Raw genomic sequence first — 14299 nt, 5'->3', positions numbered from 1 at the left:
TGGGGGAGAAATTAGCATTTTGGTGTATTTTTCGATATAAATAAAGTGAAATGATTCTTTTTTGAAAGTTTTAAAATTGTGACCGATCTTACTCCACTTCCGGAACGTGATGTGCTAACCGGTATTGAACCAATCAGTATTATTGATGAAATGCAACGCTCCTATCTCGATTATGCGATGAGCGTGATTGTTTCACGTGCACTCCCTGATGTTCGTGATGGTCTTAAGCCTGTTCATCGACGTATCCTTCATGCTATGAATGAGATGGGGCTTTCTTTCAATAAGTCATATCGTAAATCTGCTGGTGTTGTTGGTGAGGTTATGGGGAAATTCCATCCCCATGGTGATGCTTCAATTTATGATGCTTTAGTGCGTATGGCGCAGGACTTTTCTTTAAGAAATCCATTGATTGATGGTCAGGGAAATTTTGGTTCCGTTGATGGTGATCCACCCGCGGCTATGCGCTATACTGAGTGTCGTTTAGAAAAAGTTTCAGAAGAACTTTTAGCTGATATAGATAAAGATACTGTTGATTTTCAGGATAATTACGATGGGCGTGAGCGTGAGCCGGTTGTCTTACCAGCGCGTTTTCCCAATCTTTTGGTTAATGGGTCAGGGGGGATTGCTGTGGGAATGGCAACCAATATTCCTCCCCATAATCTTGGTGAAGTCGTTGATGGTTGTATCGCTTTGATTGATAATCCCGATATCACACTCGATAAAATAATTGAAATTATTCCTGGTCCGGATTTTCCTACAGGGGGCATTATCCTCGGACATTCTGGTGTTCGTGCAGCTTATGAAACAGGACGTGGCTCAATCATTATGCGTGCTAAAGTTGAGATCGAAGAAATTCGCAATGGTCGACAAGCAATTATTGTGAATGAGATCCCTTATCAAGTTAATAAGGCAACGATGATTGAGAAAATGGCCGAATTGGTGCGCGATAAACGCATTGAGGGAATCTCTGATTTGCGTGACGAATCTGATCGTGATGGATATCGGGTTGTTATTGAGCTGAAGAAAGATGTCGTTGCGGAAGTTGTTTTAAACCAATTATATCGGTATACGCCGCTACAAACTTCCTTTGGTTGTAATATGGTTGCTTTGAATGGGGGAAAACCCGAACAGATGACGTTGCTTGATATGCTTCGTGCATTTGTTTCTTTTCGGGAAGAAGTTGTCAGTCGGCGAACAAAATATCTTTTGCGTAAAGCGCGTGAGCGAGCACATGTTTTGGTTGGTCTTGCCCTTGCTGTTGCCAATATTGATGAAATTATCGCACTTATTCGCAAAGCTCCTGATCCGCAGACAGCACGTGCACAGTTAATGGAGCGACGCTGGCCAGCAATGGATGTCGCACCTTTGATTAAACTTATTGATGATCCTCGTCATATTATTCATGAGGATGGTACTTATAATCTCTCTGAAGAACAGGCGCGTGCTATTTTAGAATTGCGTTTGCAACGATTGACAGCCCTTGGGCGTGATGAAATCGCTGATGAATTGAATAAAATTGGCGTGGATATCGCTGACTATCTTGATATCTTGGCATCACGCATACGCATTATGTGTATTGTTAAGGATGAGTTGAGCGCTCTTCGTGAGGAATTTGCAACGCCGCGACGTACCGTATTTGGTTTTGGTAGCGCTGAGATGGAGAGTGAAGATCTGATTGCACCAGAGGATATGGTGGTAACGGTGAGCCATAGTGGCTATATTAAACGTGTGCCTCTTAATACCTATCGTGCACAGCGACGTGGTGGTAAGGGGCGTTCTGGTATGTCCACGAAGGATGAGGATTTTGTAACGCGATTGTTTGTTGCCAATACGCATACACCGGTTCTTTTCTTTTCATCACGTGGAATTGTTTATAAGGAAAAAGTTTGGCGACTGCCGCTGGGGACACCCCAATCGCGTGGGCGGGCTTTGATCAATATGCTTCCTTTACAACCAGGTGAGCGTATTACAACGATTATGCCTTTGCCTGAAGATGAAGCGAGCTGGAGTGCATTGGATGTTATGTTTGCGACAACACGTGGAACTGTGCGTCGTAATAAATTATCAGATTTCGTTCAAGTTAATCGTAATGGTAAAATTGCAATGAAACTTGATGAAGAAGATGAAATTCTTTCTGTTGAAACCTGTACAGAACATGATGATGTTGTTCTAACAACAGCCAATGGACAATGTATCCGTTTTCCAGTTGTTGATGTTCGTGTCTTTGCTGGGCGTAATTCTGTGGGAGTTCGTGGTATCAATTTAGCTAAAGGCGATAAAGTCATTTCGATGACAATTTTAGAGCATGTCGAGGCGACGTCCATTGAGCGTTCTGCTTATATTAAACGTGTAATGAATGAACGGCGTGCTTCTGGTGCAGATGCTGATGTTGAAGATATTGTAACTCTTGATGAGGAAGATGGGGGTGCTGAAACAGAGTTAACAGATGAACGTTATGCAGAACTTCATGCACGTGAACAAATGCTTTTGACGGTGAGTGAGTTTGGTTATGGTAAACGCTCTTCATCCTATGAGTTCCGGATTTCCGGACGTGGCGGAAAAGGGATTCGTGCAACAGATCCATCTAAAACAGCTGAAATTGGTAAATTAGTAGCGGCTTTTCCGGTGAAGGCGCAAGATCAAATTATGTTGGTATCAGATGGGGGACAGCTTATTCGTGTTCCTGTTGAGGGAATTCGTACTGCTGGGCGCTCAACTAAGGGAGTCACAATTTTTAATACAGCCAAAGGTGAAAGGGTCGTATCGGTTGAACGTATTTCTGAACCTGAAGATGATACGAGTTCATTAGATGATGAAGGTGAGAAGCATTCTGATACAGTTGATATGAGCGAAGAAAAATAATTTTCAAGAGGATGAAGTAAAATCATGAAAATTGCTCTTTATGCAGGTTCTTTTGATCCTCTTACAAATGGTCATCTTGATGTTTTGAAAGGATGTTTTGTGTTAGCTGATAAGGTGGTCGTCGCTATAGGGATACAGGCTGACAAAAAAACACTCTTTAGCTTCGAAGAGCGTGTTGATTTCATTACGCAGGTAGGGAAAGATTTGTTTGGCGCGGATTCTAACCGATTGCAGGTTCTTTCATTTAGCAACCTTCTAATTGAGAAGGCGCGTGAAGTTGGTGCTTCATTTCTCATTCGTGGATTGCGTGATGGTACTGATCTTGATTATGAAATGCAAATGGCAGGGATGAATGGCGTTATGGCTCCTGAATTGCAAACTGTTTTTTTGCCGGCAAGCGTTTCTGGGCGTGCGATAACTTCTACATTGGTACGCCAAATTGCCTCCATGGGAGGTGATGTGACACCATTTGTACCGCCCAATATTGCACGAGCTTTGAGCTCGAAATTCCAATCTTTTAGGGGAGAATAATTGTGTCTCGTAGAATTTTTGCTGTTTTGATATGTGTGTTTTGTTTTTTTTCATTGTCCGCTGTCGCCGGTAATTCTAGCCCAGCAAGTGATGCAAGCCTTCTTGTTTTATCTCTCAAAGATGGTGATGTCATTATTCGTCTGCGTCCTGATTTGGCGCCAAAACATGTTGCGCAAATTAAAAGATTAACAGAGGAGGGGGCCTATAATAATGTTGTATTTCATCGTGTTATTCCTAATTTCATGGCACAAACTGGTGATGTAAAGTTTGGAAAAAAAGGCAGTAGAGATTTTGATTTGAAACGCGTTGGTATGGGTGGCTCAAATTATCCCAATATACCGGCAGAGTTTTCAAAGCAGCCGTTTAAGCGTGGTACTGTTGGGATGGCACGGTCACAAGATCCGGATTCCGCGAATTCTCAATTCTTCATTTGTTTTGATGATGCTGCTTTTTTAAATGGTCAGTATACGGTTGTTGGAGAGGTTATAAAGGGGATGGATATTGTTGATAAAATAAAAAAAGGTACGACAAGTAATAATGGATCTGTAAAAAATCCTGATGTTATTAATGCTGCTACTTTACAAGTTGAGAAATGAATCAAAGGAGCTTTCCATATGGCTGAGAATAAAAATCCAGAGAATACTTTAATTCTTGAAACAACAAAGGGCAGAGTTGTTATTGAGCTTTTGGCTGATTTAGCGCCAAAACATGTTGCACGTATTAAAGAATTGGTACGTGAAGGTGCTTATGATAATGTTATTTTCCATCGCGTTATTGATGGTTTTATGGCGCAAACTGGCGATGTCCAATTTGGAAAGAAGGATAGTGAAAAATTCAATTTATCCCGTGCGGGTATGGGGGGGGCAGAAAAACCAAATTTAACAGCAGAGTTTTCAAATCTTTCTCATAAGCGTGGTACAGTTTCTATGGCACGTAGTCAGAATCCAAATTCTGCTAATTCTCAGTTTTTTATTTGTTTTGCAGATGCTCCGTGGCTTGATCGTCAATATTCCATATGGGGACAGGTTGTTGAAGGTATGGAAAATGTTGATAAAATTAAACGTGGTGAACCTGTTGCAGATCCAGATTCAATTACCAAAGCCGTTATTGCTGCGGATGCAAAATAGTATAAATTATGCTGATTTCAATTGTCAGTTTCTAAGAAAAAATACTCTTTTCTGATCAATAAAGGCACACAAAACTCTTTTGTAGTATCACACTTACCTTTTATAATTTCGAGCTAAGAATTGTCCATATATTTCCTTCAATCGGATCTTCTTGAAGAATATAACGCAAAGGATTTGTACAAACACTTGTCAGAATAGGAAAACGCAAAGTCTGTTGTGTTATGGTTGTTGTTTGGAAAAGTATTTTATAAAAAATTCGGCATTTCTCTTCAATTCATTGTTGGTCTATTAATGGTTTTATGATGTTACTTTTCTGAGAGAGCGTGTGCTTTTGTTGCTGCTTGTAAATCAACATCCAATCCTAATGCAGCAGCACACATATTAATACGGATAAGAGCCTTACTAGCTGCTCCAGTTTTCCTAGCAAGGTGGAAAACCAGCATTTATGTATATCTCATTGGTGTCATCTTTAAAACAAGAAGACAGTTTAATCTTAGAAGAATGTGAAGGCGCAGAGGTGAAACAAATGGCTAGTCTTGCCATATTCTTTTTAATTCAGCTTTACTTTTTTAAAAAGTATCTAAAGCGATATCATTTAAATAATGAAGGTTATGCATAGCCTTACGTTTTTATTTTTCTCGTTTTTTAATAGAGGAACGCTCCAAACGGAATATACTTAATGTTGCACATTTACGTGTTTTTTTAAGAAGCATTTCTCAGTATATATCAACATTCACTTCCACGATGACATTCATGGCATGTATAGTTTTAAAGCTTGTGAAGGAGCAAACGGGTACCATCATACGCTTTTTCAGCCTCTAATGTTACGATAGAGCTTTTGGTATTTGAGAATCTTTACAAAAAGCATTTTTAGTTTTTTTAAGTGTTTTTACACGTTAATTTCTTTTGTGAATTATCTCAAGTGCCAAGAGCTATCTCAATATTGTAAGGGGATAAATGATTATGCTCATTTGCGCTTTTATTAAGCGTGGGGATTGCCGTGCTCAGCAGATGAAAAATTTTTATCTGTAAAAGTAAAGAATATTGTAAGCTGTACAATGCGTTCAGAATTTTCTTCTATGCGTACAAAGTTATTGCTTATGGAAGTATGTGAAGATGAGATTATTGTGATAATAATTTTTCAGTTCTATTAAGGCTTTAGTGCATTAATCGTAGGTATTTTGAGGTATGATATTATAAGGATTTTGCTATTTTTTTGGAGCTAGATTATCACTTTTATTATGGTGATTTCTTAACAAGAAATGTTCTTTTATCTCGTTTAATTTTTTATGCTGGTTACAATATTGAGCGAATCAAAAATTAATTCATAAAGCTTATGACAATGCTCGTAAGGGGATATCTTTTTTCTTTCTATAGAGATATGCATTGATGGAATCAAAAAGACGAGAGTTATGATAAAGACATTTCATTATAGAAAAATTGCTCAAGATGGGTATGCACGTCGAGGCGAAATTATAACGGGGCGAGGATGTGTTCGTACACCCGCATTTATGCCTGTTGGGACGGCAGGAACCGTTAAGGCTATGTATATGGATCAAATACGTGATCTTGGTGCAGATATCATTTTGGGGAATACTTATCATTTAATGTTACGTCCAGGAGCTGAACGTGTTGCGCGTTTGGGAGGATTACATGAATTTTCACGCTGGAGCGGACCTATTTTAACCGATTCTGGTGGCTTTCAGGTTATGTCATTGGCGGGAATCCGTAAAATTACTGAACAAGGTGTGATTTTTCGCTCTTACATTAATGGAGCTTACTATGAAATGAGTCCAGAGCGTTCTATCGAAATTCAAGAACTTCTTGGTGCGGATATCCAGATGCAGTTGGATCAATGTATTGCATTACCTGCAACTGAAAAAGAAATGGAAGAAGCTATGGAACTTTCATTGCGGTGGGCGCAGCGTTGTAAAACAGCTTTTGGAGATCAGCCAGATAAAGCATTGTTTGGGATTGTTCAAGGTGGTGATAATATGAAACTGCGTGAACGTTCTGCTCAAGCATTAAAAGAAATGGATTTAAAAGGTTACGCTATTGGAGGGCTTGCTGTTGGTGAGCCGCAGAGTGTTATGACAGCAGTATTGGATACTACTTGTCCGATTTTACCAGAGGATAAACCACGCTATCTTATGGGAGTAGGGACACCTGATGATATTTTACAAAGTGTTGCTCGTGGTGTTGATATGTTTGATTGTGTTATGCCGACGCGTGCAGGACGTCATGGTTTAGCTTTTACCCGCTTTGGTAGAATTAATTTGCGTAATGCGCGTTATGCAGAAGATCCACATCCTCTTGATCCGCAGTCACTTTGTCCAGCAGCACATGATTATAGTTGTGCTTATTTGCATCATTTGATCAAATCTGGTGAATCTCTTGGGGGTATGTTGTTGAGTTGGAATAATCTTTTTTATTATCAACAACTGATGCAGGGAATTCGTGATGCCATTGAAGAAGGCTGTTATGCTGATTTTTGCGCTGAAACGCGTGCTCTATGGGCACAAGGACGCTAAAATATTAATCGTAATATAACGCTTCATTTTTTTATTGAATTTATTCTTGTACTTACAAATTTAGCTAAAAATATGAAATTAGAAACACCTTCAAAAATTATAAAATTGCACTATCCTAAGATATAGAAGTGCGGTTTTATAGGGCATATATTCTTTTTCTAATTACTATATAAAACAGAAACTGTTACTCCGGTACGCGCTACCTGATCCGGAGAAAAACAGTTTATTTCTGTTTCTGATGACTGTTTAAAGCAACAATGTTAATGAGGCGTTAGCGAACTCTTAAAGAAGTATGAAAATTGTATTTTTATGAGCTAATTTGTGTTTTTTATTACTAAAGGTAAAGAATGGGTTATATACAACCGAATAGATAAATCTTTAGAAAATTAAAATAAAACTAAAATAAGATTACAACATTTTAAATATTATAATTATATATTTTAAGTTTTTATTATTTTTATATCTTAATAATAAGTATTATTTATAAGATAATTATATATTTTAAGTCATAAAAAATTTAAATATTAATCACGATAATTAGCACATTTATAAAATATCGATAAATATATTGAGATAAAAATTATTATATTTGTTTTCTGCTCTGTTTATATAATTTAAATTAAAATATTTACATGAATATTTTAATTTATAGATAGTGAGTTAGATACCTGAGGGGATTCCTCTGTTAGATGAGAGGGGGATAAAGATTCCTAAAAGAGGATATTTAATAAATCTAGAAACCAAGCACTATTATCATGGGAATTTTAAAAGACTCTATAATAATTTATAAGAATGGCGTAAAGTTGAAATTATAGCTTATCAATTTGGAGGATCTGCATTTAGATAACAAAAATAATGCAACAATAATTTTGGGAGAAGTTTTATCTTTGTATCAAGATAATGATGAGATGTGGTTCACTTGTTTGAAGTGCATTATTCGACAAATTTTAGAATTATTTATAGGGTATAGTATATCGTTGTCAAATAAAGGTTTCACTGTAAAATTGGAACTGCTGAAAAGAGGAGACAAAGTTTATTATCTGGCAGATCTGAGAAAAATAGGTGAATACGTCTATAACCTTGAGGGTTTCAAAGGTTTTTCATTAAAGAATCTTACCTGAAACTTCATTGGGGACTATTGGGTATGCGTATAACAATGTTTTGAATTTTTGTTTGTGTGTATTACAGATATCTACAGTTAAAACTCCTATCCAGAAGTGATGATATGAGGGATTCTTATAAACAAAAGGTTCTTGCATTGGAAATTGATTCGAGAATACGGCGTTTAATAATTTTAGCCCTTGCCGTGGGGAGTTTTGCTATTGGTACTGCAGAGTTTGTTGCAATGGGGCTACTGCCAGAGATGGCACGAAGTTCATATGTTGATATTCCTACCGCTGGTCAATATATTTCTGCTTATGCATTAGGAGTTGTAATTGGATCACCTCTTTTAGCTGTGGCAACAGCTCATGTATCACGCAAAACTGTTTTGATAGGATTGATGCTTTTTTATGCTTTAGCAAATATCGCTAGTGCCTTTGTTTCTGATTTTAGCATATTAGTAGTATTACGCTTTCTCAGTGGACTTCCCCATGGAATCTATTTTGGACTTGCGGCTATGGTTGCCTCTTCAATGGTAGAAATGAAAGAACGTTCTAAAGCTGTTGGATATGTTATGCTTGGCTTAACAATTGCAACCGTTTTGGGAGCACCCAGTGCTACTTGGATTGGTCAACTTATTGGTTGGCAGATTGCTTTTGTCCTTGTGGGTATGATTGCTTTATTATGTTGTTTGCTTATTTGGAATTTTTTGCCTTGTGATTTAAGTTTTCCAAAAACGAATCCTTTGCACGAAATGGGTGCATTAAAGCAAAAGCAGGTATGGCTTCTTTTGTTAATGGTTTCGGTGGGAGCGTCAGGATTATTTTCTGTTTTCACTTATATCAAGTCAACATTAATGCATATTTCTGGTGTTTCACTTGAGTGGGTACCATTTATCATGCCGTTAGTTGGATTGGGAATGGTGGTAGGAAATCTCTTGGGGCCTAAATTAGCTGTTAAAATTGGTATTTCGCCGATGATATTTTTTTCTATGCTTTGGAGCGTATTTGTTTTTTTTCTTTTTTTCTTTTTGTCCTATGCTCCGTTAACAGCGGCAATAGGATGCTTTTTTGCTGGGACTTCTTTTGCTTCTATGCCTTCTATACAAACAAAAATTATGGATGTTGCACTACAGGGACAGATTTTGGCAGGAGCATTAATGCAGTCTGCTTTTAATATTGCTAATGCTCTTGGTGCAGAATCTGGAGCATTAGTTTTAAAATTGGGCTATAGTTATGAATATACAGCTATTTTAGGAAGTGTTCTAACTTTGTGTGGACTAGTGATTTTTTGCGTCTCATGGTATATGGAAAAGCATGCTTAATACTTTTGATTTTTTTAATGAAGAAGGTATTTTTATGTTTATTTAATTATTGGAATGTCCTGTTGGACTTTTTAATATGCAGTAAGAAATGCGCAGCGCTAATGGAATAGCAAAACAAAATAAAAAACCAATGAGCACTATAAGAAGAGTTTTTGCTGCTAAGATCATTCCTATTGTTCCTCCAGGATTAAAGAGACCGGAAAGATTGGTGATAACTCCGGCTAGAGTTGCACTCAATGCAGCTGAAAATAGTTGTACGGAGGTAAGGGATTCACTGGCACGTAGAGCATCTTCATCATTTGTACATTGTAAGATCCGTGTGAGCAAATGTGGCCATGCTATGCCCGCACTGATTCCAATAGAAAATAGTGCTAAGCAAATAGTAAAAATATATTCAAGTGTGGAAACTTCTGTTGGGATGAGCCATAAAAGAATCGCTATACCTAACAGTTTAAATAGGGGCGAGTATATAATGATGTTGCGAATTTTTTTTGTGGAGACAGCAGCACTTGAGAGGGCTCCACACGTCCACCCTAGGCTCATAAGTGCTGCTATATAACCGGCTATAAGGGGAGCTTGTCCATGAAGTTCTTGAAGAAAAAGTGGTAAATAAAGTTCTATACTGTACACGACTGTTGTCATCACGAGTATTAATGCGTAAACGGGAAAAATTTCAGAAGAGAAAGAAAAGGATTTGCGCGGCAACATAGGATGAAAGCTATATGATTCGATTTTTGCTAGAACAAAGAGAAGACTAAGTCCGATAACTAATCCGCAAATTTTTGCCATTGTTGTGTCCATAGCTCCTCCAACAGAAATGATAAAAATCAATAAGGTGAGTATGAAAAGCTGAAGAAGAGGGAGGGGGGATGTTGGAACATAGTTTTCATTCTTTTTAGGTAAAATTTTACAGGCTATGAGTAAGAAGAATATAGCTAATGCGCCAATGATCCAAAAGGATGCTCTCCATAGGCCATAATATACAGAAATTCCTCCTATCGCTGGACCTAATAAGGTTGATATTCCCCACATTCCAGAGATAACACTTAATGCATGTGACCATAAAGAGGGGCTGAAAATAATACGTACCATGGAATAGGATAGAGATAACAAAGAACCACTTCCCAATCCTTGAATAAAGCGTCCTATTAAAAATAATGACATAGATGAAGAAATGCTGCACAGGAAAGTGCCTAAGGTAAATATAAGTCCAGAGATAACATAAGCGTTGCGAGGACCTAATTTTCCTAATATTTTTGTTGCAAGTGAAGTACCAAGGAGTGAAGCTGTAATAAAGACAGTTGCCACCCAAGAATAATATATCTCATTGCCAATATGATTCATAAGGGAGGGTAAAATAGTAATAACAATATAAACGTTGGTTGCGTGTAATACAACACCACCTGTAAACGTTAAAAAGCAAAGACCGTTTTTACCTAATAAAAGCGCAGACCAACTTTGTTTTTTCACTGTTTTTTTGCTATTTAATAAAAGTTTATCCTCTTTTTACTTATAAGGTACTTCTTTGAATTTGCCAAGAGAAATTCAAAGCTCTGTTTAGAGCTTTGAATTTTAATTTAAGTAATAACTTAATTGCCCATTGCTTTTTTGAGATTCTCATCAATTTTCTCGAGGAAACCTGTCGTAGAAAGCCATTTTTGTTTAGGACCAATCAAAAGTGCGAGATCTTTAGTCATAAAACCCTCTTCGACGGTTTTAATACAAACTTCTTCCAATGTCGTGGAAAAGTTTTTTAATTTCTCATTGTTATCTAGTTTAGCACGGTGTGCCAGCCCACGCGTCCATGCGAAAATAGATGCAATAGAATTTGTTGATGTTTCTTCACCTCTTTGATGCTGACGGTAATGGCGTGTTACGGTGCCGTGTGCTGCCTCTGCTTCAACAATTTTACCATCTGGTGTCATAAGAACAGAAGTCATGAGACCAAGAGAACCAAAGCCTTGGGCAACAATATCAGATTGAACATCACCATCATAGTTTTTACATGCCCATACATAGCCCCCTGACCACTTTAATGCAGAAGCAACCATATCATCAATAAGACGGTGTTCGTAATATAATTTACGGTTTTCAAATTCAGTTTTAAATTCCGTATCAAATATTTCTTGAAAGATATCTTTAAAACGACCATCGTAAGTTTTTAGAATGGTATTTTTTGTTGAAAGATAAACTGGAACATTCCTTTGTAGTCCATAATTAAAGGATGCGCGGGCAAAATCACGAATTGACTCATCAAGGTTATACATAGCCATAGCAACCCCTGCGCTTGGGGCATCAAAAACATCATGTTCAATAACTTGATTGTCGTCACCTACAAATTTAATACTTAATTTCCCTTTTCCTGGAAATTTAAAATCTGTTGCCTTGTATTGATCAGCAAAAGCGTGACGTCCGATGATAATTGGCTTTGTCCAGTTAGGAACAATGCGAGGGACGTTTTTACAGATAATGGGTTCGCGAAAAATGACTCCTCCTAAAATATTGCGGATTGTGCCATTAGGTGATTTCCACATTTTTTTTAGGTTAAATTCTTTAACGCGTGCCTCATCAGGTGTGATGGTTGCACATTTTATACCAACCCCATATTTTTTGATAGCATTGGCAGAATCGATTGTTACCTGATCATTGGTTGCATCACGATTTTCGACGGAAAGATCATAATATTTGAGATCAATGTCGAGATAGGGATGGATTAATTTATCTTTGATATATTTCCAGATGATACGGGTCATCTCATCCCCATCAAGTTCAACAACGGGGTTTTCTACTTTGATCTTTACCATTAGAAGTCCTTTTTTTATAGAAGTCCTTTTTTTTAAGCGATACTACTTTATAGCACTTTCAAGTTTATAATGAAAAGTAAAAACAAGGGAAAAAAGCATTCAAATATGAGCTTTTAGAATATATTATCAATAGAGTGTAAAGTTTTTTTGGAGGGTTTAATTTTTGAAAAGAAGTGATGTGTTTACAAATCTATAATTATTCTATGATTGATGAAGAATCTGTTTACTAGATAAGGTAGTTAGATCACTGGGGGCAGGGATTATGCATTTTTATTTATCAGAGATTCCATTTAATAAGTTGATCGTATTCTAAATTATAGTTTCTTGATTTGTTGTGTTAGGTGAATAAGAATCTATTTTTATATCGTATTTCAATTCTAAGATTACGGTCTGTTTGTTTATAGAAAAATTTAATGTGATACAAAGGCACTGTAATTAGAAATGCTTCATACAAAATGCGTTTTGGGGTAAATTTCAGTTTTGAAGGTTGGAAGAAACGTATAAATGATGTGGCTGGTTTTAATTTAAAAATTAACGGCATACGCAAGAATATGGTTTATAAACTTACCGTATCATGAGCTAGAACCCTCTAGTTTTTATATTTTATCGATTTTTATTGTTATCAACTGTGCGCAGTAAAGCACTACTATCGAAATGCAACAAAGAAATTAATCATCTAATGATTCTCGTATCTTTTTTACGAAGAGATCCCTTTAAAAATCTTATTCCTCGTTTTTATTTATACATTCCTCATTTTTAAAAATACAAATAAAATGAATGTATTAAACATATAAAAAAGGATTATGGTACGCCCAAGGGGCGGGTATAGAGTAAATAAAATCAAAGAATTATATAGAATATAAGGGAATTAATGAATTTTGATTCTATTACGTTTTTTTGTCTCTGCCCCTAACTTTTTTGGAGCTTTTTTATAGCTTCAAGAGCTAGTCTTTTACGATCTGCACTCTTTGTATAAAGGGATGCCATCTGATCTTCTGTCCAGCCAAAAATTGCTTTGAGTTGTGATACTGTTGCACCAGAGTTAGCTGCGCGTGTTGCTGCTAATTTTCTTAATCCATGCGCCGATTTTTTAATTCCAGCCGCATTACAAGCGTCTCTAAATCCATTCCCAAAGCTTTCTTTGGTGAATTTTTGATTCACTTTACTACAGATAAATGTTTCTTCTCCAATAGGACCAGTTTCAAGCGTTTTAGCTAATTCCGGTAAAATGGGAAGAAAAACATCTGTTTGGAATTTACTTTTCTCTGTTTTGAGATGAATAATATTATCTTTGACATCTTTCCAGCCAATGCGTACCGCATCACCACGACGCAAGCCCGTATACAAAAGGACATCAATCCAAACGCGTTCATGGGTACCATGGGACCATCTTTGATAATATTTCTCAACATCTTCTTCTGTCCAAACAGGAAATCCCTCTTTGTTTTTGAGGGGGGGTCTTTTTATTCCTAAAGCTGGATTATTTTCCAAAAGACCTTGATCAATCGCCCAATTAAAAAGTCCATTAAGGGCTTTCAGAAAATTTCTAGCCATTGCTGGTGTTTCTTTACGCCGTTCAACACCGGCTATGATATGTTTCTTTTCAATTGCTTGGTATGGAATGTTTCCTATGGTATCACATACCTTCATAAGGATGAGTTCTTTTTGTTTTTGGGTGACTTTAGAAAGGCTATGCCAATTGGAGCTGTTAAAGTATTGTTTAAGTAGCCATGCAAATGACCCTTCAACAAGTTTACCAGTTTTTGATTTAGGAAGTATAAGCCCTTGTAACTCGGCAAGTGCGCTTTTGTAGTTATCAACAAACTCTTGCGTTCCATAGGTGCCGCGTATTCTAATACGTGGTCCATGACCAATACGTACATACCATATAATTTTACCATGACGTGTGACTTCTTTGACAAGATGAGGAGGACGTGGTTTTGGCATGGTATTTTACATCTTAGAGAGTGCGGTTTCGTAATATTCATTCTTTGACAAATCTAAAAGTTTGTCTGGGTG

9 protein-coding genes and 1 pseudogene are annotated in these 14299 nt (G+C 37.0%); 6 read left to right on the top strand and 4 right to left on the bottom strand.

What is annotated here, in order from left to right:
- The first annotated feature begins 78 nt into the window (after positions 1-78).
- The 4 genes and pseudogenes from gyrA to ACFIJR_RS07030 all read left to right on the top strand — a co-directional run bounded on the left by gyrA (position 79) and on the right by ACFIJR_RS07030 (position 4520).
- Positions 79-2862: a DNA gyrase subunit A gene (gene gyrA, locus ACFIJR_RS07045; RefSeq protein ID WP_375625991.1), complete on the top strand. Its 2784-nt coding sequence runs from the start codon at positions 79-81 to the stop codon at positions 2860-2862.
- A gap of 24 nt (positions 2863-2886) precedes the next feature.
- Positions 2887-3406 (top strand): annotated as a pseudogene (coaD, locus tag ACFIJR_RS07040) (pantetheine-phosphate adenylyltransferase).
- Positions 3396-3989: a peptidylprolyl isomerase gene (locus tag ACFIJR_RS07035; RefSeq protein WP_375625989.1), complete on the top strand. Its 594-nt coding sequence runs from the start codon at positions 3396-3398 to the stop codon at positions 3987-3989. The pseudogene coaD and the gene ACFIJR_RS07035 overlap by 11 nt, the downstream one beginning before the upstream one ends.
- 18 nt (positions 3990-4007) lie before the next feature.
- Positions 4008-4520: a peptidylprolyl isomerase gene (locus ACFIJR_RS07030; RefSeq protein WP_273788293.1), complete on the top strand. Its 513-nt coding sequence runs from the start codon at positions 4008-4010 to the stop codon at positions 4518-4520.
- A 305-nt stretch (positions 4521-4825) separates the two neighbouring features.
- Here ACFIJR_RS07030 and ACFIJR_RS07025 read toward each other — a convergent pair whose 3' ends face one another.
- Positions 4826-4963, bottom strand: a complete 138-nt coding sequence (locus ACFIJR_RS07025; protein ID WP_375625988.1) for a hypothetical protein — start codon at positions 4961-4963, stop codon at positions 4826-4828.
- A 969-nt stretch (positions 4964-5932) separates the two neighbouring features.
- On the opposite strand from ACFIJR_RS07025, the gene tgt reads away from it, so the two are divergent.
- Positions 5933-7051 (top strand): tRNA guanosine(34) transglycosylase Tgt, encoded by a 1119-nt coding sequence (gene tgt / locus ACFIJR_RS07020; protein ID WP_375625986.1) that lies wholly within the window; start codon positions 5933-5935, stop codon positions 7049-7051.
- A gap of 1225 nt (positions 7052-8276) precedes the next feature.
- Positions 8277-9476, top strand: a complete 1200-nt coding sequence (locus ACFIJR_RS07015; RefSeq protein ID WP_375626941.1) for an MFS transporter — start codon at positions 8277-8279, stop codon at positions 9474-9476.
- Positions 9477-9518: 42 nt separating this feature from the next.
- On the opposite strand, the gene ACFIJR_RS07010 is transcribed toward ACFIJR_RS07015, so the two are convergent.
- The 3 genes from ACFIJR_RS07010 to ACFIJR_RS07000 all read right to left on the bottom strand — a co-directional run bounded on the left by ACFIJR_RS07010 (position 9519) and on the right by ACFIJR_RS07000 (position 14227).
- The gene (locus ACFIJR_RS07010) at positions 9519-10946 is read right to left on the bottom strand and encodes an MFS transporter (RefSeq protein WP_375626938.1); all 1428 of its coding nucleotides are present in this window, start codon (positions 10944-10946) and stop codon (positions 9519-9521) included.
- Positions 10947-11065: 119 nt separating this feature from the next.
- Positions 11066-12280, bottom strand: a complete 1215-nt coding sequence (locus tag ACFIJR_RS07005) for an NADP-dependent isocitrate dehydrogenase (protein WP_375626936.1) — start codon at positions 12278-12280, stop codon at positions 11066-11068.
- 909 nt (positions 12281-13189) lie between these two features.
- Entirely contained in the window at positions 13190-14227 is a 1038-nt protein-coding gene (locus ACFIJR_RS07000) for a tyrosine-type recombinase/integrase (RefSeq protein ID WP_375653878.1), read from the bottom strand.
- Between the last annotated feature and the right edge of the window lie 72 nt (positions 14228-14299).

It is taken from the genome of Bartonella sp. OD88NMGDW, assembly GCF_042193775.1.
In the GTDB taxonomy this organism is placed as follows: domain Bacteria; phylum Pseudomonadota; class Alphaproteobacteria; order Rhizobiales; family Rhizobiaceae; genus Bartonella; species Bartonella grahamii.
Note: the sequence above shows the minus strand (reverse complement) of the source record. Positions and strands in the feature narration are given on the sequence as shown.